Consider the following 25,337-nt stretch of genomic DNA (forward strand, 5'->3'; position numbering starts at 1 on the left):
CTTGAGGAGCGGGCATGGTAAACGATTTGAGCGGTATAGACGACCTCGAGCTGATGCCGCTGGGCGGAGGCTATATGGTGCGACGCGAACGCTTGATGAATGAGCTTATCGCCAAGGGCCGAAAGGCCGGCATCGTGGTTCTTTATGCGCCCGACGGGTTTGGGAAGACCTCGGTGCTGCTGCAGTACACCCATGAGGTTAAATGCGACCCAACGCGAGGCCCCGTGCGGATTATCGAGGCCGATCGCGCCATTGGGCGCGAGGTGTTTATGCAGCTCGAGGTGGTTACCGAAGAACTCAAAGACAAACCGCACTCCCTTATCGCGATTGATAATGTGCCAAACCTCGATCAGCACGATACCGAAGACCTCATCGACAGGATTCGCGGCCTGCGCGCTATGGGGATAGGGGTCTTTATCTCCTGTCGTCCTTCAAATCGTCAGCTGATTCATGGGCTGGGCGATTCGGTTAAGATCAATGCGCAGATGCTCAAGGTGCATGCCTATGAGTATTCGGCGTGGGCATCGGCGTTTTCGATCAGCACATCGCTCGACTTTTATCAGCTCACGCAGGGCGTGCCCGAGCTCGTTTCGGCATTGCAGACGGGTCTGTATGGCCAAGGCGACGTAGCCGGTCTGCTCGAAAACGAGATTGTCAACGTATATGGCGCGGCACTTGTCGATCTGGCTTCGCTCGACAATAATGCGCTGTTTTGCGTGGCATGTCTCATGGTTTTGATGGGCGAGGGCAATATCGCAGAACTCGAGGCTTGTGGGGTGAGGTTGTCGATGGTCGACCAGTCCTACTTTGTGCGCGACTACCCGATCTTTGGCTTGGATCCCGCCGAGCGGAGTTTTACGTGTCTGGGCACGGAGGATAACGGACGCTTGCGTTTGCGTAAGTTGGTGGCCGAGGTTCGCCCCGAACTTGTTCCGAGGGCGGCCCGGATTTTGCTTAAGGCGGGCCGATGCGATGCGGCGATGGGCCTGGCGGACGCCTTTTTGGACCGTGAAGCGGTCCTTGAACTTGCTGGGCAGTATGGGGTCGATCTGGCTCTGACGGGGCACGGGGCCGATATCTGCCGAGCGGCGCTGGGCACGATCGATGCCGACGATCCGGCTCCAGAGCCAACGCCTGCCGAAGCGCTTGGCGTATATCTGGCAGCGGTCAGCGTGTCCAATACAAAGCTCGCTCGCTATATGGCATCGGTCATCGAGCGCGGGGGCGAACGGGCGGCCTGCGAAATAGACCCTGTTTCATGGAGGGTGGCCCAGACGCTGACGGCTGTTTGCTATGGGGACAACGGGCTTGGGCTTCCTACGAACCTGGCCGTGCCAGAAATCGAGACATCCCATACCGCACTCGATATATTGTCTGCGCATATCGAGGTCAAGCGGTGCCTGACCGAGCGGGGAGATGACGGCGGCGTTCTACAGCAGCTCAAAACGAGCAAGGCCTACGACTGCGAGCTCGACCTCGCGGGGATTGTTATACGGGCCGATAGTATGCTGGTGGAGCTCTTTGACGGGTCGTTTGCGGGAACCGACGAGCGCGACGACGAGATGACGGTGGTGCGGGAGGCGCTCGACGTACGCGGGCTTAAGGCGATGGCTATCTGGGTGCGCATGGTGTTGGCGGCACGGCGGCTCCTTTCCGGCTTGCCGGTAACCGACGACGCGGCGTTCAACGAGCTCGATCGTTTTGCTGTGCGCATGCGCGACAACCAGATTCAGCTGTTTGGCCTGTTGCTAGAAGGCTGGCAGTCGCTGGCAGAGGGACGGCCGGTTAATGCAAAGTTCCGTGCGGTCCAAGTGCTCAAACTTGCCGAGGAGTCGATTGGGTACATGCGCGATAACGCATTGCTGCTGGAGCGCGCGGCATATCTGCGTAACACCTCGATGGTTTCGGTACGCGAGGAAGCGGAGCTGCTCGATATAAGCCAGACGCAGGTTGGTGGCGCAGAAGCCTGGATGGTGGCGCTGCATTTGGCCTGTGCGGGCCGAGACAGCGATCTTGCGGCCTGGATGTCCATGAATCGTGCGGGGATTCTAGAGCCATCGTATCGGCTCTTTGCGCGCCTTGCCATGCATTGTCTGGGCGAGCCGGCGGCCAGGATACGCAAGAAGCTTCCCGTGCGCGAGCTGTCGCGGTACTCGCTGCGCGACGATTTGGAAGGGGAGGGCGAGCGCCTATTCCAGGCCGGCGAGGTTGAAGCCGTTGATACCATCGACCATATCGAGATTCGCATGTTTGGTGCGTTTCGCGCCGAGCGCGACGGGTTTCCCATCACGGACAAAATGTGGCGCCGCAAGAAGGCGGCGACGCTTGCCGAGCGGCTTGCGCTGGGCATGGATGCGCTCGTCGATCGTGAGACGCTGGCCATGGAGCTGTGGCCCCATGCCGAGTTCAATAGCGCCCGCAACAACCTGTACTCGACGATATCGCGCTTGCGGTCGGCTTTGGGGCCGACGCCGGATGGCAAGTCATGCGTGCTCATCCAAAATGAATGCATTGGGCTCAACGGCGACTACGTCAAGACCGATGTACGGCTGTTTGACCAGATAAGCCGCGAGGTTTTGGGAAATCGCACGGGTGCGCGCGGGCCCCATCTGGTCGAGTTGTGCCTTAAGATTGAGCAGCTTTATGCCGGACCGTTGTATGTTCCCAATGGCTGTAATCCCACCTACTTTTTGCGCATGCGGCGCATTATGCAGTCAAAGTACATCGATTGCATGATTAAGGGAGCAAATGCCGCTCTAGAAGAAAACGATCTGCAGTCGGCGATTTGGCTGGCGGAGTCGGGGCTTCGGCAGGAAACGGCGCGTGAGGATATGGTGCGCTGCGCCATGCGCGTCTACAGTGCGGCGGGGCGGCGGCGCGATATCGTCGAGCTGTACAGCGGGCATATGCACCACCTGAGGGAGCAGGTCAATGGCGTGCCCGAGCCCGAGACGCGGCGCCTATACGAGCGCTTGGTGGAGGGGCGGCTCAATCGCGTGCTGGTCGAGCGATAAAAAACGGGCACCCGAAGTACTTGGGCACCCGTAAGCTTGCTATGTGTTGGCTCGCCGGATCATTGGCTCTTAGACGAGCTTGATCTTCTCGATGTCCTTGCGCGAGGACTCGCGATACAGCGAGAACTTGCGGCCGATAACCTGAACGACCTCGGCGTGGCAGCGCTCAGCGAGCTCTTCGGCGGCTTCGCGGGCGGAAAGGCTGGAGCCATCGAGCACGGAGCACTTAACGAGCTCGTGCTTCTCCAGGTAGGCGACCGTCTGCTCGACGGTGCCCTCGTTGACATCGGACTTGCCGATGATGATGGCGGGGTTGAGGTGATGGGCCATGCTGCGAAGCTGCTTGACCTGGGCTCCTGTCAGTGCCATGGGTTCTCGCTTTCTATGTATGGGGCGCCCCGCGACGGGGCCTTAATCTACGTGAGCTGTCCCACGATAGCGCAGGAACGGCGTGGTGTGGAGCGCGTTTGCCCAGTTCAAAAAGAATGCGGATGCCGAGTGAGTGGGCGGTGCGGGCTGCGAACAGGCTATGAGCTGGGCGCAGAGACCGGCTCCCATGCAATAAACGCCCAACGAACCTTACGGATATGGTCGAGCATATAGCGCCCCTGCGGCACGCCCTTGGGGCCCGGCTCACCGGCATGGGGGTTCTCAATCATGTGTTGAGCGATGTAGTCGCGCAGACGGCCGACCTTATCCTCGTTGCCATGCTCGAGCATGCGGGAAAAATCTGCTACGCCCGCTTCAAGGTTATCGAAGGTATCGCGACGAGGCGATTCAAAGTATGTAACCTGCGGCAACGCACCCATCTGAATGAGGATGTTGAAGGCGTACACAAAGCCATTACTGCAGGTAACCGAGGCGCCAATGGCGTTCATCAGGTGCAGATCATAGCGCGGGCTGGAGTTGGCGACCATCGTGGCAGCACAACGCCGACGAGCCGTACGATCAAGCTTGGCAAGCGCGCCTTTTAGGTTGGTCGTCGTAACCGACCGACTGGCAAAGGCAACATCTACCGCTTTTGCGATCGGTCCAACCAAATACCAGTCATCATCCCAAGCAAGCTCAAGCGGCGTAATAAGATCTTCGAGCCCGTAATACTCAATGCCGGCATCAAGCGTGCCCAACATGGCAGGAGAGAAGTCGGCAGCAATCACGGAATGCCCAGCCTGAGCAAGCGGAATAGCAATCGACCCAGCCCCACACCCCATATCAAGCACCGACTCACCAGGCTTCAACGCCAACAGCTTTATAAAATCCCGAGCATAAGGGGCAGTCTCCAACGGCCGAAAATGCCGAGCCCTTTTATCCCACTCAAAAGAATCATCAGCCCGTCGCCGACCAGCTTGCAGGCGCATCCATTCGCCATTCCAATCCGCAGCAAGCAGCTCAGAACGATTCTCCCCATCAACCACGGGCCAACCTCCTAGCAACAAAAAAGCGACTCCTCCCAAAAGAAGAGCCGCAACCAGCATATATCAGAAAGAACCGTTCCAACGCCAAACCGCCCTCACAACCAAGGCGGGCAGGAGCGAAGCGACTGCCATACGGGATAGAACCCAACTGAGGTCCCGTTGTGCGGGAGCCCCGGGGAGGGCAAATATATAAGGTCGATCGCGAGTTCCGCACGAGCCGGAGAGCACTTAATGTGCTCTCCGTGCGAGTCAGGACTGTCCGAGCAGGCGACCTTATATATTTGCCCTCCCCGGGGCTCCTCGCCCGAACCCCTCAGCTAGTTCTTGAGCGAGTTCAGCGGTGCCGGGAAGCGTCCGCCACGGTGGGCAAGCACGGTGCCGGCGTTGGGGTTCACCGGCATGATGGGCGCACGGCCGAACAGGCCGCCGTACTCGACGCAGTCGCCCACGCCCTTGCCAATGGCGGGAATCACGCGGACGGCCGTGGTCTTGTTGTTGATGACGCCGATGGCCATCTCGTCGGCGATGATGCCGGCGATGGTCTCGACCGGGGTGTCGCCGGGGATGGCGATCATGTCCAGGCCGACGGAGCACACACAGGTCATGGCCTCAAGCTTCTCGAGCGAAAGCGCGCCGGCTTCGACGGCGGCGATCATGCCGGCGTCCTCGGACACGGGGATAAAGGCGCCGGAGAGACCGCCCACGCTGGAGCTGGCCATGACGCCGCCCTTCTTGACGGCATCGTTGAGCATGGCGAGCGCGCAGGTCGTGCCGGGGCCACCGCAGATGCCCACGCCGATGATCTCGAGGATGCGGGCAACGGAGTCGCCGATGGCAGGCGTGGGAGCCAGTGACAGGTCGACAATGCCTTTCTCGACACCCAGACGGCGGGCTGCCTCACGGCTCATGAGCTCGCCGGCGCGGGTGATCTTAAAGGCGGTCTGCTTGATTTTCTCGGCAACCTCCATCATCGAGGCGGAGTCGGGGAGCGTCTCCAAGGCAGCAGCCATAACGCCGGGGCCCGAGACGCCAACGTTGATGACGGCGTCGGCCTCGCCACCGCCGTGGACGGCGCCCGCCATAAACGGGGAGTCCTCGACCATGTTGGCAAAGCAGACAAACTTGGAGGCGCCAACGGAATCCTGGTCGGCCGTGAGCTTGGCGGCATCGATGATGGTCTGGGCGGCCATGAGCACGGCATCCATGTTGATACCGGCGCGCAGGCTGGCGACGTTGACGCTGGAGCAGACGCGGCTCGTGGTAGCGAGCGCCTGGGGGATGGACTGGATGACGCGGCGGTCGGCGTCGCCAATGCCCTTCTGGACGAGTGCGGAGAAGCCACCCAGGTAATCGATGCCGAGCGTCTCGGCCGCGCGATCGAGGGCATGCGCGATGGGGGTGAGGTCCTCATCCTTGCAGCACGCGGCGATCTGCGCCACCGGGGTGACGGAAACGCGCTTGTTGACGATGGGGATACCGTACTCGCGCTCGAGGTTCTCGGCGGTCTCGACCAGGTGCTCAGCCGTGTGCGTCACGTGGTCGTAGATCTTCGTGCACATGCGGTCGAGGTTCTCGTCACCGCAACCCATGAGCGAAACACCCATGGTGATGGTTCTGATGTCGAGGTTCTGCTCCTCAACCATGCCGCGGGTTTCCGCGATTTCTGCGGGCGTGATCGCCATCCTTGCGCTCCTATCTGCCAAAACGAGCATAGTCTTATCTATTTTAACGTGCCGCACGTGCCAAGTGGCGCGTGCGGCACGTTTTGGTGCTCGGTTGTTTCCGTTGTGTTACTGCCCAAAGACCTCTTCGGCGATGCGCGCGCTTTCGGCGGCATCCTTGGCGTAGTAGTCCGCGCCGATCTGCTTGGCGTATTCGGGGGTGAGCACGGCGCCACCTACGATGATCTTGACGCCCGGAACCTCGGCATGGAGCAACTTGATGGTCTCCTCCATAGCGACGACCGTGGTGGTCATAAGCGCCGAGAGGCCGACGAGCTTAATGTCGCGCTCCCGTACGGTCTTGAGCACCTCTTGCGGGTCGACGTCGCGGCCTAGGTCAAAGACGGTATAGCCGTAGTTATCGAGCAGCATCTTGACGATGTTCTTACCGATGTCGTGGATATCGCCTTTAACGGTGGCCACGCAGATCTTGCCCTTGTCGGCAATCTCGCCGGCGGGCATCAGGCGCTTGATGGTGTCAAAACCCACGCGCGCGGCCTCGGCCGAGGCCATAAGCTGCGGCAAGAAGAACTTGCCCTGGTCAAAGAGGACTCCGACCTCATCGAGGGCGGGGATAAAGTGATTGTTGATGAGGTCCATGGCGTCATGGTCTGCCAGCAGACGCTCGGTCTCGGCCGCGATTTCGCCCTTGCGGCCCGAGACGACCATGCGACGAATCGGGTCGTCGTTGCCGTCGGTGCCGGTGGTGCCAGCAGCGGGCGCGGCGTCGGTCGATACCGCCTGAGCCGCCGCCGGATTCGCGGCGATCTTGTACGGATCGGTCCAGCCGGCGTAGCGCTCGATGTATCCGGTCGAGCCCTCGTCCTCAACGCTCAGCACGCGATAGCTGTAGACGGTATCCATAAAGCGCTTGGAGCCCGGGTTCATGATGGGGGCGTCCAGGCCCGCGCCAAAGGCGGCGGCCAAAAAGACCGAGCCCAGCAGCGGGCGGGCAGGCAGGCCAAAGCTGATGTTCGACACGCCGAGCGCGCATTTGACGCCCAGGCGCTCCTTGCACAGGGACATGGCGCGCAGGATCTGCTCGGCCTGGCGCTGGTTGGTCGAGGCGGTCATGACCAGGCAGTCGATGAGGATGCGGTCCGGTCCGATGCCGTAACGGGCAGCCTCGGCCACGATGTGCTCGGCGATGGCGAAGCGGGCCTCGGCGGTATCGGGGATGCCGCCTTCGTCGAGCGTAAGGCCGACAACGTTGGTGCCGTAGTGGGCGACCAGCGGAAAGATCTCATCCATGATCTGCTGCTTGCCATTGACCGAGTTGATGATGGGCTTGCCGGCGTAGCGGCGCACGGCGGCCTCGACAGCGGCGGGATCGGTGGAGTCGATCTGCAGCGGCAGCAGCGTGGAGCCCTGGAGCTGCTCGGTGGCCTGTTGGATGATCTTGACCTCGTCGATCTCGGGCAGGCCGACGTTGACGTCCAGGATGTCGGCGCCCTGTTCCTGCTGGCTGATGCCCTGGCTCACGACGTAGTCCAGGTCGCCGTCGCGCAGGGCCTGCTGCAGGCGCTTTTTGCCGGTGGGGTTGATGCGCTCGCCGATGACGGCGATCTTGTGGCCGTCGCAGGGAAGGTCCACGACCGTTTGGGCGCTCGTGACCGACATGCTGGGCTTGCGGCGGCGCGGGCTGGGCGTGTGGTTGTCGATAAGCGTGCGCAAGGCCGCCATGTGCGCCGGCGTGGTGCCGCAGCAACCGCCCACGACGCTCACACCGTCGGCGATCATGCCGGCGACGGCCTCGGCGTATTCGGGGGCTTGGATATCAAAGACGGTGTTGCCGTCGTCGTCTACATGGGGGAGTCCTGCATTAGCCTGCACCATAACGGGCTTGTCGGTAACGGTGAGCATACGTGCGGCGAGTCCTCGGAGCTCGGCCGGTCCTTGGCTGCAGTTGATGCCCAAAACGTCGGCACCGATGGCGTCGAGCGTGATGGCGGCGACCTCGGGGCTCGTTCCTAGGAAGGTACGGCCGTCTTCCTCAAAGGTCATGGTGGCAAAGACGGGCAGGTCGGAGTTCTCGCGGCAGGCGAAGACAGCCGCCTTGATCTCGGCCAGGTCGGTCATGGTCTCGATAATAAAGAGGTCCACACCCGCGGCGACGCCGGCGCGCACTTCCTCGGCAAAGAGGTCGTAGGCCTCGTCGAAGCTCAGAGTACCCAGGGGGCGAAGCAGCGCGCCGATGGGGCCGATATCGCCGGCGACGTAGCGGGCGCCGGCCTCGCGGGCGCAGGTGACGGCCGCGGCAAAGACGTCTGCCACGGTGGCAGCACCGTCGAGCTTGTGGGCGTTGGCGCCAAAGGTGTTGGCGGTGATCACGTCACAGCCAGCCTCGACATATTGACGTTGGATATCGGTGATAACCTGGGGTTCCTCAAAGTTGAGCAGCTCGGGCAGGGCGCCCGCCTTCATGCCAGCGGCCTGCAACATGGTGCCCATGCCGCCGTCGAACAGCAGGTGTCCCGTGCCATCGATGGCCGCACGCAGGCGATCGTCCTTAATGCGCAGATCGTCGATCGTGCGCGTCTTGTACGTGGCACCGTTGCGACGTGCGGCATCAACAGGTGCCGCCAATGCAGTGCCGTCAGAATCATGAGTGATAAGCGGAGTAAACATCGAGGGCTCCTAATGGCTGGAATAGCAGGTGGTGTGGGCGGCGCGGAAGCGACAGTGCTCGCGCATGCGGCAGATATTGCAGGTGGGGCGGCTCTGGGCGTCGTGGACTTCGCCGTCGAACAGACCGATCACCGCGGTCACGCTCTTGGTGGGCATGAGCAGGCTGGTGGGGGTGACGGTAAGTCCAATGAGGCGCGTGGCGTTGAGTGCATCCACGATCGAGCGCTGGGCAGAGAGCGGGCAGTCGCCATAGCCGGGACTGAAGCGCCAGTTGCCGGCGAGCCCGTGTGCGGCGGCCGCAGCCTTGACTTGCTGGTCCATCTGCTCGACGGCGGCCTCCACGTAGGCGGAGCATGCGGCGTCGAGCACGGCTCCCTCTAGGGGCTGCTGAGCTCCCGTGGTGCGCAGACGGCGTTCGGCGTCCATGCCGAGGGTGCATGCCATGAGTGCGGCAAAGCGGGCGTCTTTGAGGTGGCGATAGATATCACGACCCCGCAGCTCAACATTGGTGCCAACCAAGCGGATGCAGGGCTCTCCCTGCTCGTCCACGCCCGTGGCATCGACGGCAAACACGCGTCGCACGCCTCGGGGCTCGATATCCAGCTCTAGGCGTTCGACCACAAGCTCAATTCGTCGTGACAGTTCGGGCTCAATCTGCTGGCCGCCGTAGCCCAGATACCGCAGCATCTCGGCACGGTCGACACGAGGGTGGTGGGCAGCATCGATACGGTAAAGCGCCGGCGACGCAAGGTCGGCCGGCACTTCAACAACGGTTGTATCGACGTGCGGTTTTTCCATTACCCCAGGCGCTCCATAATGGTCGCGGCGATTGCAGGACGGTTCATAGTGTACAGGTGCAGACCGTCGGCACCGTGCTCCTTAAGGTCGCAAAGCTGACGAGCAGCATAATCTACACCGGCTGCCTGCAGGCTCTCGGGGTCGTTCTCGTACTTGGCGAGAATCTTGATGACGGGGGAGGACAGCGACGCACCACACATAAAGACCATGCGGCTGATCTGCGACTTGCCCATAAACGGCATGATACCCGCGGTAATGGGCACGGTGATGCCGGCCTTGTCGGCAAGCTCGCGGAAGCGATAGAAGCACTCGTTATCAAAGAAGAGCTGTGTCACAAAGAAGCTCGCGCCGGCGTCTTGCTTTTGCTTGAGGTGCTCGACCGAGAGGTTGAGATCCTCGCAGGCAATGTGGCCTTCGGGATAGGCTGCGGCACCCACGCAAAAGCCGGCGTCGACGAGCTCGGGGATGAGGTCGCGGGCGTAGGCGTAGTCCGAGGCGGGCTTGTCGTCCTCGGTCGCGCCAGCGGGAAGATCACCACGCAGGGCCAGGATGTTTTCAACGCCGGCGGTGCGATACTCGTCAATCTTGGCGGCGATATCGGCGTGCGAGCGGCCCACACAGGTAAGGTGTGCCACCGAGGGTGTATCGAATTCGCTCGTAATCATATGCGCGATGGGGGCGGTGGTGGCACCGTTGCCCGAGCCGCCGGCCGAGCAGGTGACCGAGACAAAGCTCGGCGAAAGCTTGCACAGATTGCCTGCCACCTCGCGAGCCGTGTCGAGGGTAAGCTCGCCCTTGGGCGGGAACATCTCAAACGAAACGGGTGCGGTGCCCTGGGATGCTGCCTGCTTAAAAACCTCGTCGACGCGCATATCGTGCTCCTTTAGATACTTAATAGTGTGATGTGTTGTAAGGATTCTACAGCACCACTATGTCACGGTGGAGTTTCACTCGCTATTTGGGGATACCAATCGAAAATGCTTTGCTATCGGCATTTCCTATAACAGTGTAGTCAATCTAAGACGGGGCTATATTGAATGGTATTTGATGCGAAATACCAGTTAATAGAGCCCCATCCCAAATTGACTACCCTTAAACTATGGGGAGAGGTCTGCAATTTATACAGTTGATTGGCCATTAAGGGCGGCAGCGCCGCTGTGATGCGGTAACCTCATTGATTGGTTTCGCGACAGCAACATAACGGTAATGTCGCGGAAACACGGCGAGTCTAAGCTATGACTCGTTCGTTAGTAATCAACACCGCTTCTCACGCGGTGCCGATACGAAGGGAGTTCCGTATGGCCGATCTTACTGACCGCTTCGGGACCATGGTGTTCTCTGAGGAAGTCATGAAGGACTACCTCCCCAAGGACATTTGGAAGCGCCTTGCTGCAACCCTCGAGGACGGTGAGCCGCTCGATCTGGATGTGGCCAACGCCGTTGCCCACGCCATGAAGGTCTGGGCCATCTCCAAGGGCGCGACGCACTACGCGCACTGGTTCCAGCCGCTTTCGGGCATTACTTCCGAGAAGCACGACAGCTTCCTCGAGCCCAACCACGACGGCACCGCCATTACCAAGTTTACGGGCAAGAACCTCATCCAGGGCGAGCCGGATGCCTCCAGCTTCCCCAACGGCGGCCTGCGTGCCACCTTCGAGGCCCGTGGCTACACCGCTTGGGATCCTACCAGCCCCGCCTTCATTAAGGACGATGTCCTGTGCATCCCCACGGCTTTCTGCTCCTACACGGGCGAGGCCCTGGACAAGAAGACCCCGCTGCTGCGCTCCATGACCGCGCTCTCGCGTGAGTCCAAGCGCGTTTTGGCGCTGTTTGGTAAGACCCCCAAGAAGGTCGTTCCTTCCGTGGGCGATGAGCAGGAGTACTTCCTGATCAAGAAGGACGCCTACCGCAAGCGCAGAGACCTGGTCATCACCGGCCGCACCCTCTTTGGCGCTGCTCCCTGCAAGGGCCAGGAGCTCGAGGAGCACTACTTTGGCGCTATCCGCCCCACCGTCTCGGCCTATATGAAGGACCTGGACGATGAACTGTGGGCGCTTGGCATTCCCGCCAAGACCAAGCACAACGAGGTCGCTCCCTGCCAGCATGAGCTCGCCCCTGTCTATGGCGAGGTCAACGAGGCCATCGACCAGAACCTGGTCATGATGGAGAAGATGAAGCTCATCGCCTCCCGCCACGACTTGGTCTGCCTGCTGCACGAGAAGCCCTTCGAGGGCATCAACGGTTCGGGCAAGCACAACAACTGGTCGCTTGGTACCGAGTCCGAGAACCTGCTCGACCCGGGCGACACCCCGCTCGACAACCTGCAGTTCATCGTCTTCCTCACCGCGGTGATCGAGGCCGTCGATAACTATCAGGAGCTCCTGCGTGCCTCCGTTGCCTCGGCCGGCAACGATCATCGTCTGGGCGCCAACGAGGCTCCTCCGGCGATTATGTCCATCTTCCTGGGCGACCAGCTTACCGAGGTCGTCGAGAAGATCATCGATGGCAAGGCTTCCGTCCATGCCACGCGCGGCGTGCTCGACCTGGGCGCCGATACCCTGCCCAAGCTGATGCAGGACAACACCGACCGCAACCGCACCTCCCCGTTTGCCTTCACCGGCAACAAGTTCGAGTTCCGTGCCTGCGGCTCCGAGCAGAACGTCTCCGACTCCAACCTGGTGCTCGATGCCGCCGTGGCCAAATCGCTCAAGTCTTTCGCCGACGCACTCGAGGGTACGCCCGAGGATAAGTTCCAGGACGCCGCGCTCGAGTACTGCAAGAAGGTGCTGACCGATCACCAGCGCATCCTGTTCTCCGGCGACGGTTACTCCGACGAGTGGCCCATCGAGGCCGAGAAGCGCGGCCTTGCCAACAACAAGACCACGGCCGACGCCCTGCCCGCCTTTGTTTCCGATAAGGCTATCGCGCTCTTTGAGGAGACGGGCGTCCTGACCAAGGCCGAGGCCCAGTGCCGCTACGACTGCAAGCTCGAGAAGTACAACAAGCTCATGAACATCGAGGCTACCACGATGGTTCGCGAGGCGCGTCGTACCTATCGCCCGGTCATTACCGCCTATGCCACCAAGGTCGCGAAGGGCCTTGAGACTATTCGTGCCGCCGGTGCTGAGGCCGCCATGCAGTGCGAGCAGAACACGCTCAACAAGCTCTGCAACGGTATCACCGCCATCAACGACTCCATCAAGGCGCTCGACGCCGTGCATCAGAAGGCCGAGGCCCTCGATGGTCAGGAGCAGGCCAACGTGTATGCACACGAGGTCGTTCCCGCTATGGATACGCTGCGCGCCGCCGTGGATGCCATGGAGGAGATCGTGGCCGCCGACTACTGGCCGGTCCCGACCTACGACGACATCCTGTTCTACGTGTAGAATGTAACTGACATATCGTCACGGTATTGAGCCGGGGTCCGCATCGCACGGGCCCCGGCTTTTTGTTTGAGAAGGACGCTTCGGAGCCCGCTTTGTCGCCGATTTGCCGGGATTCGCACCCTGTCGGGTTCGAATCCCGGCGTTGGGGAAGAAAAAAGCCCGTCACCGAATTGGTAACGGGCTTCAGATTTCAAATGGTGCCCCCAGCGGGATTCGAACCCGCGATATCCACCTTGAAAGGGTGGCGTCCTTGGCCGCTAGACGATGGGGACAGCGGGAAAGAGTATAGCAGACTTTTTTGCCGGCGCGTATATCGTTGGCAAACTGGAAAACCACCACAAAGGTGCCTGTCCCTTTGTAGTGGCGGGGCGTTAGGGGAGGAGCTTCATGGCGGCGTCGTGGGCGGCGCGCTCGTAGGTGTCGTCGAGGGGCTTGAGCGGCAGCAGGGCTGTGGCCTGCGCATCGCTGCGGCGCTCGAGGGCGTGGGTAATGAGCCAGTCGGCGAGCTCGGGGTTCTTGGGTAGCGCTGGTCCGTGCAGGTACGTGCCGATGACGCCCTTGTAGATGATGCCCTCAAAGCCATCGTCGCCGTTGTTGCCGGTGCCCGCAACGACGGACGTTCCGAGTGGCGTGGCCTCTGTATCGAGCAGGGTGCGGCCGCCGTGGTTCTCGAATCCCACAAAGGGCTCAGGTGCCAGGTCGGTCTTGACGGCGACGTTGCCGATCAGGCGGTCGGAGCCGCGCACGGTTTCGGCGGCAATGACGCCCAGGCCCTCGACGCGATTCTCGCCCATATAGTACGAACGGCCGAGCAGCTGATAGCTGCCGCAGATAGCAAGCAGCGAGCCGCCGTCCTCAACATAGGCCGCGACCTTGTCTTTTTGAGCGAGAAGCTCGTGCGCCACGGCCAGCTGGTCGCGATCGGAGCCGCCGCCCATCATGACGATGTCGGCGTCGGCGAGATCGAGCACCTCGCCCATGCGAACCTCGTCCACGCGAACGGGGATGCCACGCCAGGTGCAGCGGCGCTCGAGGGCGATGACATTGCCGCCGTCGCCGTAGAGGTTGAGGGCGTCGGGATACAGATAGACGATGCGCAGGGGGCGTGAAAGCTCGACCGGCGCGACGCCGACGGGGACGACGCTGCCATCGGCGCACGTTGCGGCGTGGGCGGCAACCGTAGCCGCATCGGTGTCTTTGAGCCCATCGAGCTCCTTGACCAGCGGCGGAAAGGCCGTGTAGTTGGCGACGGCATAGAAAGTGTCGCCAGCCTCCTCGTCTGCCACGGCGCCGATCGCCTGCTCGATATTCGAGATAATCGTGGCATCGATGTCGGCGTACTTGAGGCGCACCTGCATGTCGTGCGCGCGCGTGCCGCCGGCAAAGGCGACAAGTCCCGTTGTGTCGGCGATGCGCTCAAAGTCGACGTCGTAGATCCACGATACATCGTGGCCGTCGGCATCGTTGTCGTTGAGGAAGAAAGCGCAGAGTCTGCCGCCTGCCGTCTTGATGGACTGGATTTGTCGATCGAAGCCCACGGGATTTTTGGCCAGGTTTGCCTCGACGGTACGGCCGGCGATCTCCCAGCGGCCCATACGCCCGCCGGCGGGGATGTAGGCATCGAGCGTGGGCTGCAGATGCGCCGCGTCCATGCCCAGCTCGTGGGCGGCGAAGAAGGCTGCGGCTACGTTGTAGACCATGTACAGGCCGTTGTAGCGCGTGGCGATGTGCGTTGCGGGTGCGTCGATATCGGGTCCAAAGTTCAAGTCAAAGCTGTAGCCGTCACAGCCGAGCTCCACGCCCGTCACGCGACGGACAAGCCCGGGGCGGGCCCAGCCGCACGAGGGACAATGGTATGCGCCAAGCTGTCCGTACTGCACATAGTCGTACTCCAACGGCGCGTTGCACTGTGAGCAAAAACGCGAGTCGCTAATGCGGTCGGATTCGGTGTCGGTGGCGCCGTCGATGCCAAAGGCGATGCTTGCATTGGGAACGCGCGCGGCGATCGCGGCACACAGCGGGTCGTCTGCGTTGTAGATGAGCGTCGTTGCCGGCGAAAGCTCCAGCGCATGGGCGATGACGTCTTGGGTATGGTCGATCTCGCCGTAGCGGTCTAGCTGGTCGCGAAACAGGTTGAGCAGCACAAAGTACGTCGGCTTGAGCTTGGGCAGAACGCGTACGGTGTAGAGCTCGTCGCACTCAAAAACGCCCACGCGCTTGCCGCTGCTGGTGTGCTTAAGGCCGCCGCGGGCCTCGAGCAGAGCACCCACCACACCAGGCTCCATATTGTTGCCGGCACGGTTGCACACCACGCTAGCACCACTGGCAGCAACGGCGTCGGCGATGAGGTTGGAGGTGGTGGTCTTGCCGTTGGTGCCGGTGATCACCACGCTGCGGTCGACCAGGCTCGCGAGGTCGCTTAGCAGCTCAGGGTCGATTTTCATGGCGATGCGGCCGGGGAGTACGCCGCCCTGGCGCTTGAGGACGGAGCGCAGTCCCCAGCGGGCGATATCGCTCGAGGTGCAGGCAAGAGATGAGCGGAGGTTCATGAAATCGTTCCTAACGTAAACGACATGGTCGGGTCGAGTGCGTCACTAAAATCCGTAGCGGCGCGCAAATTCCTGGGCAAGCTGCGATACGTCTTCGCAGGCGTTGGCCCAGGGGGCAAAGTCGGGGGTGTCCGAGATAATGCCGTCGGCTTCCCAAACCGCCTGGTGCGAGAGGTCCCAGGGGTCGCGCGGCTCGGGTCGGCAGGGAAGATACGGCGTCTGGTACATGGGGTTCAGCAAGAAGAACGCACCGCCCTCGCAACGGTTGGCGAACTCACGCAGCGCGCGCGTCGCCGGGCGCATCTTGTTTGTTTTGAACAGCAGGATCGTGCGGGCGAGCAGGTACCAAGGAGAGTTTTCGAGCGCGTCTGCCCCCATCTGTTCCTCGAGCTGATGTGCCAGGGCAAAAAAACCGTCCTGGTCTTCTAGGCGAGCGAGGGCGAGTAGCACGGTGCCTGCAGCTCGGGTGGGATAGCCTTCCGCCTTAAGAACACGGCGAGAATAGTTGGCGGCAGCACGGTAACGAGCGCTCGCCATGCACAGCTGCGAGATGGCCTCGAGCGTGTGGAGCCAGCCGATCAGAGCCGGCTCGCTTACGGTGAGATCGGCCGCCGTCACGCCGTCTGCCAGCACCTTGTTGGCCCAGTAGTGTGGGGCCTCCATATCAAACCCGGGCACGCTCTGTTGCAGGTAGTCGGCCGTACTCGCCTCGAGCTTCATCAAGTCGCCCAGGCAGGCATCGACGGGCGTGTCCGCCAGGATGATGGCGAGCAACTGGGCATCGAGGACATGCGCATCGACGCGGACGATCTTGAGCAGCTCATCGCGCATGTCGTCGAACAGGCGGTTGCGCGTCTGCTCAAACTCCTCGTCGCTGCCCATGTCCTCGATGCGGCGAAGTTCGTCAAGCAAATGACGATGAACGCCGGCATAGGACAGCAGCGCCTGGGCATGCTCGGTCTGCGCATACTTTTGAGGGTTTGCGCTGATGTCGTTATGGACAAGCTCGCGTGCTGCATCGGTGAGTTCGGGGTGTGATGCCAGATAGGTGCGCTCCAGATAGGCGGGGATGTAGACGCTCGGATCCATTAGAGGTCTCCTCCCTTAAACGGCAATCCCTGCTCGGCTGCGCGTAGGATGCGCTCGTCGATTTGGGAGCGCACGATGTCGTTGGTGGCGACCCAGGCGGCAAAGCTGGCGTTGTCGGGCGCGCCTAGGCCCTCCTGCAGCACCGGCGTCGCCTCGGACAGGGCAAGGACGAGCTCATCGGTGGAGCCCGGACCTACGTTGACGCGAGCATAGACGCCATCGGGAAACTCGGTTTGGAAGTAGAGCGCCTCGGCTGCGTGCGGGCACGAGCGTGCAAGGATACGCAAGTAGTGCTCGGCACCCTCGTAGTCCAGCTCGCGCCAGGCAGCGCTCATCAGCGCGATGAGCGTCCACGGGTCCAAGTCGCGCTCCGCGTCCTTGGGACGACGGCGTAGCGGCGTGTTAGCGAGATAGGGGACGGAGTGGGCAGAGCGAAAGCGCTTGAGCTCCTCGGCGGGGTATTCGAGCTTCGCCATGGCGAGCATCGCGGTGTGACGGACGCCGGCCGGATCGTTGGGGGCAAAGTCGAGGCTGCGGTTTGCGGCTTCGAGCGACATGCGATAGCGGCCGCTAATGAGGGCGCGCGACGCAAGGGCGGCAAGCCAGCGCAGGTAGGGGCGGCGCATAAGGTCGCCTGCGGCCTCACGCTCGTAGGGGTCCTGCGCCGAGGCGATCTTGAGTGCCAGGTCGTGCTCGACTTCATCGCGCTTGGATACCAAGTACTGTACGTACTCCTCGTTGGAGTTGGCGGTGAGGGCGGTCAGCATGCGCTGGGCATCCCAGTTGGTAGGGTCGAGCGCGGCTGCCTCGCGAAGCATGTTCTCGGCAGCGGCCTCTTCTTGCTCTGCCTGGGTATCGTCAGGGATAAAGGGAATGCGGTAGTCGACAGCCTCGACCACCTTGGCAATGAGGTGCCCGGCGCGGTCGCGGTCGTGCACGATGAGCGGCGCGGGGTTGCGGGTGAATTGTTCCATCAGACGCTCTACGGCGGCACCGTCGGTGAGCGGGATATTGTCGCGGCGCAAGGCCTCAAGAACGAGGCGATGGCAATCCTCTTGAATGGGATCGAATGCCATGGGGCCTCCTTTGCTGCGGTTAGGGTTCAAATGTCTCTATATAAAGTTCTAGTTTACCCGCATGTGGCACACCGGGGGTGCCGCACTTGGACTTGCACCTTTGCACCACGAAGATGGATGTCGCACAAATGTCGGCACCTTGGACGACCGAGTGGTATCACGGTGCCGTAAACGGTCGATTTTTGGCGGCGAACGGGGCACATTTTGGAGGGGTACCGTCCTGCCCGGGATATGTGGTCAACCCTGATAAAACGTTTGCCCAGCTTGGGAGTATGAGTGCCCCACAAGGGTCTTCAGGGATAGAAAAAACGTTTCATCATTATTGGCTTTAGGTGAATAACTGACCAACCAGAACGGTAAAATAGTGTTTGTCTGAGCGTCGAGACGTTCAGACATCGCGCATTGTCATCGCCGGCAACGCGCAAAACGGTCCTAACGGAGCCAATTGGGTGCTCCGTTATATACGCAAGTCTAAGAGGGGCTTGTTTAGGAGGCACAGTATGGGACGTTTTACCAATCCTCGCGATCTGTACTTTGGTGAGGGCGCTCGCCACGAGGTGAAGAACCTCAAGGGCAAGAAGGCCATCATCGTTTCTGGCGGCAGCTCTATGCGCCGCGGCGGGTTCCTGCAGGACGTTGAGGCCGACCTCAAAGAGGGCGGTTTCGAGGTCAAGCTGTTCGAGGGCGTCGAGTCCGATCCCTCCATCGAGACCGTCATGAAGGGCGCAGCCGCTATGCGCGACTTCGAGCCCGACTGGATCGTTGCTATCGGCGGCGGTTCGCCCATCGATGCTGCTAAGGCCATGTGGGTCTTCTACGAGTATCCCGAGGAGTCCTTCGACAACATTATCCAGCCGTTCAGCTTCCCCGAGCTGCGTCAGAAGGCTCACTTCTGCGCCATTTCCTCTACCTCCGGCACCGCTACCGAGGTCACCGCATTCTCCGTCATCACGGATTACGAAAAGGGCATCAAGTACCCGCTGGCCGACTTCAACATCACCCCTGATGTCGCCATCGTCGACCCCGAGCTCACCTACACCATGCCCGCCAAGCTGTGCGCTCACACCGGCATGGATGCTCTGACCCACTGCATGGAGGCCTACGTTTCCACCTGCGCCTCTATGTTCACCGATGCCAACGCTCTGCACGGCATCCGCGAGATCGTCGAGTGGCTGCCCAAGTCCTATGCTGGCGACCATGAGGCCCGTCAGCACATGCACGAGGCTCAGTGCATCGCCGGTATCGCCTTCTCCTCGGGCCTGCTCGGCATCGTTCACTCCATGGCTCACAAGACCGGTGCTGCCTTCGAGAACGGCCACATCATCCACGGTGCTGCTAACGCCATGTACCTGGGCAAGGTCATCCAGTGGAACTCCAAGGATCCCCGTGCTGCCGAGCGTTACGCTTACGTGGCCAAGGAGATCCTGCACCTTCCCGGCGAGACCAACGAGGAGCTCATCGCTGCACTCGTCCAGAAGATTCGCGACCTCAACGACCAGCTCAACATTCCGCAGTCCATCAAGGATTACGCGAATGGTGGCGTGAAGGTCGACGCCGAGAACCCGCAGATGGTTTCCGAGGAGGAATTCCTCGCCAAGCTGCCCGAGATCGCCGCGAACGCCGAGCAGGACGCCTGCACGCCCGAGAACCCGCGTGAGACCAAGGCTGCCGACTTCGAGAAGATCCTCAAGGCCTGCTACTACGACACCGACATCGATTTCTAATCGACTCTTGTTATCGTAACGAGGGGCTCCGCACGTATCTGTACGGAGCCCCTTTCTTTTTTAGAGAATGGGATAGTTATGGCTGCAATTTTCAATAGCCCCAGCAAGTACATCCAGGGTCCGGACGAGCTCGCCAAGCTCGGCTCCTATGTCGAGCCGCTCGGCGCTAAGGCCCTCGTCATCGTGACGCCTTCGGGCAAGAAGCGCGTCGGTGCCAAGATCGAGGGCGGCTTTGCCGAGGCCAAGGCCGAGCTGCTGTTTGAGGACTTTAACGGCGAGTGCTCCAAGGGCGAGGTCGATCGCCTGGTTGCGCTCGCTCGCGACAACGGTTGCGACATCATCGTCGGCGTCGGTGGCGGCAAGATCCTCGACACTGCGAAGGCCGTCGCCTATTACCTGGAGTCCCCGGTTATCATTTGCCCCACCATTGCCTCGACCGATGCACCGTGCTCGGCACTTTCGGTGCTTTACACCGATGACGGCCAGTTCGATAAGTACCTCTTCCTTAAGGCAAACCCCAATATCGTCCTGATGGATACGACGGTTATCGCGGCGAGCCCGGTGCGCCTGACGGTTTCCGGTATGGGCGATGCGCTCGCAACCTACTTCGAGGCCCAGGCGACGCACGATGCCGACGGCGGCACCTGCGCTGGCGGCAAGGGCAGCATGGCTGGTCTGGCGCTCGCCAAGCTCTGCTACGAGACGCTTATGGCCGATGGCGTCAAGGCCAAGGTTGCGCTGGAGAAGGGTGCGCTCACGCCTGCCGTCGAGCACATCATCGAGGCCAATACGCTGCTTTCGGGCATTGGCTTTGAGAGCTCGGGCCTTGCTGCCGCTCATGCCATCCACAATGGCCTGACGATGCTGCCCGAGTGCCACAGCATGTATCACGGCGAGAAGGTCGCCTTCGGCACTATCGTCCAGCTGGTACTCGAGGATGCCCCGACCGAGAAGCTCGAGGAAGTCTTGGGCTTCTGCATTGAGCTGGGCCTGCCGGTCACGATGAAGGAACTTGGCGTTGCCGAGCTTACGCGCGAGCAGGCCATGATTGTTGCCGAGGCCGCCTGCGCGCCCGATGACACCATGTGCAACATGCCGTTTGAGGTGACGCCCGAGATGGTCGCCAACGCCATCCTGGGTGCCGACGCACTGGGTCACTACTACCTTATGGATGAGTAAACTAAGGTAAGGAAGGGGCAAAGCCGACAGAAGGCTTTGCCCCTTTTTGCTATGGTGCAAAGGGATCAGGTTGCTTTGTACCAAAGAGGGCGGGGTAGGCCTGCGATGAGGTTTTGCCCCGCCCTCGTTTGCCTACAGCTCGCAAACGTTCTGCGCGCGGCCTTCAACGTAGGCGACGACGTTGTCGAACTCAATCCTGGCGCGGCGGTGCATGGCCTCGTGCGTAAGGAAGCCCACATGCGGCGTGAAGATGCAGTTCTTGGCGTTGATGAGCGCGTAGTCGGCGGGGATGGGCGGCTCCATATCAAAGACGTCGATGCCGGCACCGGCGAGCTTGTCGTCGCTGAGTGCCTGGGCAAGGGCGTTATTGTCCACGATGGCGCCACGGGCGCAGTTGATAAACACGGCGCCGTCCTTCATCTGAGCGAACTGCTCGGCGCCAAAGCTCTTGCGCGTGGTGTCGTTGTTGGGTAGGTGCAGGCTCACGATGTCGGACTCGGCAAGCAGCTGCTCGAGCGAGACTTGCTCAATGCCCGCCTCGGCAGCCTCGGGATGTTCGTGACGGGCATAGCCTAGCACACGGGCACCAAAGGCCTTAAAGAGTCGAGCCGTGGCGCAGCCGATCTTGCCGCAACCCACAATACCCACGGTCTTGCCGCAGATCTCGGTGCCCATAAGGCCGGCGCTCGTCTTGCCGGTGCGGACGGCGGCATCGGCGGCGCTCACCTTGCGCAACACGTCGATGGCCAGGCCAAGGGTGAGCTCGGCGACCGAAACGTCGGAGTAGCCGGCGCAGTTGCGAACTTCAACACCGCGCTCATGGCAGGCGGAAAGCCCCACGTGGTCGATGCCCGTAAAGGCGACGGCGATCATCTTGAGCGCGTCGGCGCCGGCGACGACCTCGGCGGGGTAGGGGTTGTTGGCGATCATGACGACCTCGGCGCCCTCGCTGCGTCGAGCGAGCTCGGCCGGATCGGTGGTTTTGGTATCGAAATAGACAAACTCGTGTCCGGCGTCCTTAAGGGGTGCAGAGAGCTCGTCGATGGTCTGCTCGGGAACTCCCAGCGGCTCGATCAGGGCAATCTTCATCTTGTGACTCCTCAATAAACCTAGGCGATTAGGCTGGCAATAAATTGTAGGTCTATTTGCCGCAAAGATACGCCGCGTGTAATTTGCCCGAGGTGTGGGCCGATAGCGTATCATTATCTATCGCTTGTTTGCACTGCTCAGGGAGGGGCCGCGCATGGCGCAGGAACACGATTTGTTTGATGACATTATCGAGATCAGCAAGGGTTTCGACTTTCTTAAAAATCCGCTTGGCGGCGTGACCGATGCACTCGATCCGTCGGCGCCGCAATGGAATCCTGCCGACTACAAGGAGCGCCCGCGCGGCAACACCATTCCGTGCTTGACCTGCAAAAACGAAAAGAGCGGCTGCACCGCGTGCATGGACGTGTGCCCGGTCAACGCTATCGAGGTCGAGGAAGATGCCATTGAGATCCTCGACTCCTGTCGCAAGTGCGGCCTGTGCGCCGCCGTCTGTCCGACCGAGGCGATCATTTCGCCGCGCCTGGCGCCCAAAAACCTGTATGACGACATCGTCTCTGCTGCTACGAGCCACGAGACCGCCTACGTCACCTGCACGCGCGCCCTCAAGCGCATGCCGCGCGAGAACGAGGTCGTCGTCGCCTGCGTGGGCGATATTACTGCCGAGACCTGGTTCTCGGTGCTGGCCGACTATCCCAACGTGAGCGTCTACCTGCCACTGGGTGTGTGCGATAAGTGCCGCAACACCGGTGGCGAGGATATTTTAGGCGAGGCCATCGCCACTGCCGAGGAGTGGGCCGGTACGGGCATGGGCCTGGAGGTCGACCCCAAGAGCCTCAAATGCCATAAGCGCCGCGAGTACGAGCGCAAGGAGTACATGGATAAGATTGCCCGCACCACGGGCCTGACGGTGACCAAGCTCAATCCGGCGACGGCGGCGCTGGCCTCGGTGACGCAAAAGCTCAAGGCCCACCGTCACCAGATCACGCAGCTCGAGCGTACGCTCAACACCATGTGCGGCACCACGACGACCAAGCGTCGCCGTTCGCTCACGCACGGGCGGCAGCTGGTGCTCTCGACGCTGCAGAACCACCCCGAGCTTGCCCAGAATATGCAGGTGAGCACACCGGAATGCGATTTCGACAAGTGCACGTCGTGCGGCGAGTGCGTCAACGTGTGCCCCACGTTTGCCTGCGATTTGGTGGGAAGCGGTCGCTTTGCACTGGAGTCCACGTATTGCCTAGGTTGCGGAGCCTGCGTCAAGGTGTGCCCCGAGCATGCGCTCAAGCTGGTCGAGCACGATGCGTCCAATCTGGTCGTTGTCGACCCCGAGGCCGAGGAAAAGGCCGCTCAGAAGGCCAAGGCCCACGAGGAGGCCGAGAAGGTCAAGGCCGAGGCAAAGGAAAAGCTCAACAAGATGCTCGACCAAGTGGAAAAGCTCGCGGACTAGCTAAACGAGCGTAAATGATGACCGGTGGGACAGGTACTGCCCCGCCGGTCAAAAAAGTTGCGGTGGGATAGTTCCTGTTTTGCCCTTAAGCTGGCCATTCTAGGAACTATCCCACCGCAACTAATAGATGGTTAGCTCATACTGCTCTGATGGGTCTCGCTGCCGTTATTGCGGCGGGTGACCGTTTCGTGGAGTAAAAAGAAGCTGGGAACCTGCTTTGTCTCGGTGTATTCCATAAGGATGCCGTCGGCGTTGTAGGTCTGTCCGCGTACAACGGCGAGTGCGTTAAAGTCGTCGAGATCGAGCACGCGTGCATCCTCGGGCGTGGGATGCTCAATCGTTACATCGCGTTTGCCCGTGGCAATCTTAATGCCAAGGCCTTCTTCGAGGTAACGATAGATCGAGTCGTTGACAATCTCGGGTGTCAGCCCCGGTACCTGTGAGCTTAGGTAATAGGAGTCGTCGGAGCACACGGCCCGTCCGTCTGCATAACGGATGCGTTTGGCACGCGTGAGCTCACAGCCTTCAGGAAACCCGGTAATCTTGGAGAGCGCCTTGTTACAGACGAGGAGCTCAAAGACAGTGGTAACCGTTTTGAGCTCAAAGCCTCGACTGGCTGCGATTTCCTTAAAGGTCTCGAGTCCGCCGCCGCCACGACTCGTCTCGTCACTGATGTTGCGAATGACGCGCATGCCTTTGCCTTGCTGGGGGAGCACGTAGCCATCTGCCGCAAGCATCGAGATGGCGCGACGGACCGTCATGCGCGAACAGTCAAACAGCTGCGTGAGCTCAGTCTCCGAAGGCAGATAACTCTGATAGGCGTATGTGCCGTCGTCAATCGACTGCTTCACGTTGTCATAAATAGTTTGGAAGATGGCTCGCGCCATGACGGTCTCCTAGAGCTGAGTGCGCGAGCGGTGGATGAGGGCCGCCCGCGCAGGTGTCAAGCGATTTACTTGCTGGGGTCGATTATATATTTGCCCATGGCACGCAGGGCCGGGTCTGACAGGATGGCACCGAGTTCATCGAGGGAGGCTACCTTTGCGACCATCGAGGATACGTCGAGCCTGCCAGAGTCGATGAGCTCGAGCGCGCGACGCTGTGTGTAAGGGTTGATGTAGGACGAGGTGAGCACGAGCTCCTTCTGGAAGACCTCGAAGGGCTTGACGGTGATTGTCTCATCGGGCTTGGTGAGGCCGAACATCATGACCGTAGCCTTGTGGCCGGCGATCTGGATGGCCTGCTCGATGGTGACGGGCTTGCCGACGCATTCGATTACAACGTCGACGTTGCCGACGCCCTCCTGCTTCAGGCGGGCCGGGACGTCCTCGTGGATGGAATCAATTGCCAGGTCGGCGCCGAGTTTGAGCGCAACCTCGCGCTTGCCTTCGACAGGCTCGAGCAAGACAACCTTGGTGGCGCCGGCGTTTTTGGCGAGCTGCATCATGAGCAGACCGATCATGCCACCGCCGATAACGACAACTGTGCTGCCGGGCTTGATGTTGCACATATCGATGCCGTGCAGACAGCAGGCGACGGGCTCGGTCATAGCACCCTGCTCAAAGCTGGTGTGATCGCCCAACTTGTAGACTTGCTGCATATCGACGGAGCAGTACTCGGCAAAGCCGCCGTTAACGGTGGTGCCGTAACCGGTCATATGCTCGCAGTAGTGGTTGATTCCGTCGCGGCAGGGTTCACAGCAGCCGCAGGGATGGTTTGGGTCGATGCACACGCGATCGCCCGGTTTAAAGCCGGCGACGTCGCTGCCCACGGCCTCGACAACGCCGGCAAACTCATGACCAAGGATCGTGGGCGGGGTAACGTCGGCTGCACCCTTGTCGCCTTCATAGATATGAACGTCGGTACCGCAGACGCCGCAAGCTTTGACGTTGATCAGAACGTCGCGCCTGCCCACGGCCGGCTTTGCCGATTCCTCGACTCTGAGGTCGTGCTTTCCATAGAAGACCGCGCTTTTCATGGTGACTCCTTAACGTGGCGGTGAATGTTGTAATGAAGTATAGGCATGTATATAGATATAGACAAGCACATCTAGACAAGTAGAAAAGAAATTTAAAATGCAGCCATCAGCTATGTCAGATTTAGCAGGCGAAATACTGGACATATACCGTTTACGGCCAATAATCAACCGTTTACCGACCGTAGTCTTTATGCTAACTTGTCTAGATAAGTGATGTGATAAAACGTAAGTGCAAGAAGTCAGGGACACGGGCCCACCCGTCCTATTGCACGAGGTCCACGCA

At 60.9% G+C, this 25,337-nt stretch carries 17 protein-coding genes and 1 tRNA gene; 5 read left to right on the plus strand and 13 right to left on the minus strand.

Features of this window, described 5'->3' with window-relative positions:
• Positions 1-14: 14 nt before the first annotated feature.
• Complete coding sequence (locus ABCP74_RS04465) at positions 15-3,014, plus strand: AfsR/SARP family transcriptional regulator (protein WP_343000978.1); 3,000 nt, start codon at positions 15-17, stop codon at positions 3,012-3,014.
• Positions 3,015-3,083: 69 nt separating this feature from the next.
• Here the strand turns inward: ABCP74_RS04465 and ABCP74_RS04470 are convergent, their stop codons facing one another.
• The 6 genes from ABCP74_RS04470 to ABCP74_RS04495 form a co-directional block, all read right to left on the minus strand.
• Entirely contained in the window at positions 3,084-3,383 is a 300-nt protein-coding gene (locus ABCP74_RS04470; RefSeq protein ID WP_006234690.1) for a YhbY family RNA-binding protein, read from the minus strand.
• Positions 3,384-3,541: 158 nt separating this feature from the next.
• Positions 3,542-4,429, minus strand: coding sequence for a methyltransferase domain-containing protein (locus ABCP74_RS04475; RefSeq protein ID WP_343000977.1), 888 nt, complete (start codon positions 4,427-4,429; stop codon positions 3,542-3,544).
• A 317-nt stretch (positions 4,430-4,746) separates the two neighbouring features.
• Positions 4,747-6,111 carry a PFL family protein gene (locus ABCP74_RS04480; protein WP_343011765.1) on the minus strand — a complete coding sequence of 455 codons (1,365 nt, stop codon included), beginning with the start codon at positions 6,109-6,111 and terminating at the stop codon, positions 4,747-4,749.
• A gap of 108 nt (positions 6,112-6,219) precedes the next feature.
• Positions 6,220-8,778, minus strand: a complete 2,559-nt coding sequence (locus ABCP74_RS04485; protein ID WP_343000975.1) for a homocysteine S-methyltransferase family protein — start codon at positions 8,776-8,778, stop codon at positions 6,220-6,222.
• Positions 8,779-8,787: 9 nt separating this feature from the next.
• Positions 8,788-9,576 carry a hypothetical protein gene (locus ABCP74_RS04490; RefSeq protein WP_343000974.1) on the minus strand — a complete coding sequence of 263 codons (789 nt, stop codon included), beginning with the start codon at positions 9,574-9,576 and terminating at the stop codon, positions 8,788-8,790.
• Positions 9,576-10,448: a methylenetetrahydrofolate reductase gene (locus ABCP74_RS04495; RefSeq protein WP_343000973.1), complete on the minus strand. Its 873-nt coding sequence runs from the start codon at positions 10,446-10,448 to the stop codon at positions 9,576-9,578. Before ABCP74_RS04495 ends, ABCP74_RS04490 begins: the two co-directional genes overlap by 1 nt.
• 426 nt (positions 10,449-10,874) lie before the next feature.
• Here ABCP74_RS04495 and ABCP74_RS04500 point away from each other — a divergent pair, with 426 nt between their 5' ends.
• Positions 10,875-12,962, plus strand: a complete 2,088-nt coding sequence (locus ABCP74_RS04500; RefSeq protein WP_195621871.1) for a glutamine synthetase III family protein — start codon at positions 10,875-10,877, stop codon at positions 12,960-12,962.
• A 195-nt stretch (positions 12,963-13,157) separates the two neighbouring features.
• On the opposite strand, the gene ABCP74_RS04505 is transcribed toward ABCP74_RS04500, so the two are convergent.
• From ABCP74_RS04505 to ABCP74_RS04520, 4 genes are all read right to left on the minus strand, one after another.
• Positions 13,158-13,234, minus strand: a tRNA-Glu gene (locus ABCP74_RS04505).
• Between the two features lie 99 nt (positions 13,235-13,333).
• A complete protein-coding gene (locus tag ABCP74_RS04510) occupies positions 13,334-15,511 on the minus strand; it encodes a MurT ligase domain-containing protein (protein ID WP_343000972.1) in 2,178 nt (725 codons plus the stop codon).
• Positions 15,512-15,556: 45 nt separating this feature from the next.
• Positions 15,557-16,600, minus strand: coding sequence for a hypothetical protein (locus ABCP74_RS04515; RefSeq protein ID WP_343000971.1), 1,044 nt, complete (start codon positions 16,598-16,600; stop codon positions 15,557-15,559).
• On the minus strand, positions 16,600-17,676 hold the full coding sequence (locus ABCP74_RS04520; RefSeq protein ID WP_343000970.1) for a hypothetical protein: 1,077 nt from the start codon (positions 17,674-17,676) through the stop codon (positions 16,600-16,602). Before ABCP74_RS04520 ends, ABCP74_RS04515 begins: the two co-directional genes overlap by 1 nt.
• A gap of 500 nt (positions 17,677-18,176) precedes the next feature.
• On the opposite strand from ABCP74_RS04520, the gene ABCP74_RS04525 reads away from it, so the two are divergent.
• Together ABCP74_RS04525 and ABCP74_RS04530 are read left to right on the plus strand one after the other, a co-directional pair.
• Positions 18,177-19,400 carry an iron-containing alcohol dehydrogenase gene (locus ABCP74_RS04525; RefSeq protein WP_343000969.1) on the plus strand — a complete coding sequence of 408 codons (1,224 nt, stop codon included), beginning with the start codon at positions 18,177-18,179 and terminating at the stop codon, positions 19,398-19,400.
• Positions 19,401-19,478: 78 nt separating this feature from the next.
• A complete protein-coding gene (locus ABCP74_RS04530) occupies positions 19,479-20,579 on the plus strand; it encodes a glycerol dehydrogenase (protein WP_343000968.1) in 1,101 nt (366 codons plus the stop codon).
• A 132-nt stretch (positions 20,580-20,711) separates the two neighbouring features.
• Here ABCP74_RS04530 and ABCP74_RS04535 read toward each other — a convergent pair whose 3' ends face one another.
• Entirely contained in the window at positions 20,712-21,668 is a 957-nt protein-coding gene (locus tag ABCP74_RS04535) for a 2-hydroxyacid dehydrogenase (protein ID WP_343000967.1), read from the minus strand.
• A 154-nt stretch (positions 21,669-21,822) separates the two neighbouring features.
• On the opposite strand from ABCP74_RS04535, the gene ABCP74_RS04540 reads away from it, so the two are divergent.
• A complete protein-coding gene (locus ABCP74_RS04540; protein WP_343000966.1) occupies positions 21,823-23,076 on the plus strand; it encodes a 4Fe-4S binding protein in 1,254 nt (417 codons plus the stop codon).
• Between the two features lie 131 nt (positions 23,077-23,207).
• On the opposite strand, the gene ABCP74_RS04545 is transcribed toward ABCP74_RS04540, so the two are convergent.
• Together ABCP74_RS04545 and ABCP74_RS04550 are read right to left on the minus strand one after the other, a co-directional pair.
• A complete protein-coding gene (locus ABCP74_RS04545; protein ID WP_343000965.1) occupies positions 23,208-23,963 on the minus strand; it encodes a GntR family transcriptional regulator in 756 nt (251 codons plus the stop codon).
• A 65-nt stretch (positions 23,964-24,028) separates the two neighbouring features.
• Positions 24,029-25,054, minus strand: coding sequence for a zinc-dependent alcohol dehydrogenase family protein (locus ABCP74_RS04550; protein WP_118387611.1), 1,026 nt, complete (start codon positions 25,052-25,054; stop codon positions 24,029-24,031).
• Positions 25,055-25,337 lie beyond the last annotated feature (283 nt).

It is taken from the genome of Collinsella aerofaciens, assembly GCF_039062315.1.
Classification (GTDB): Bacteria; Actinomycetota; Coriobacteriia; order Coriobacteriales; family Coriobacteriaceae; genus Collinsella; species Collinsella aerofaciens_BG.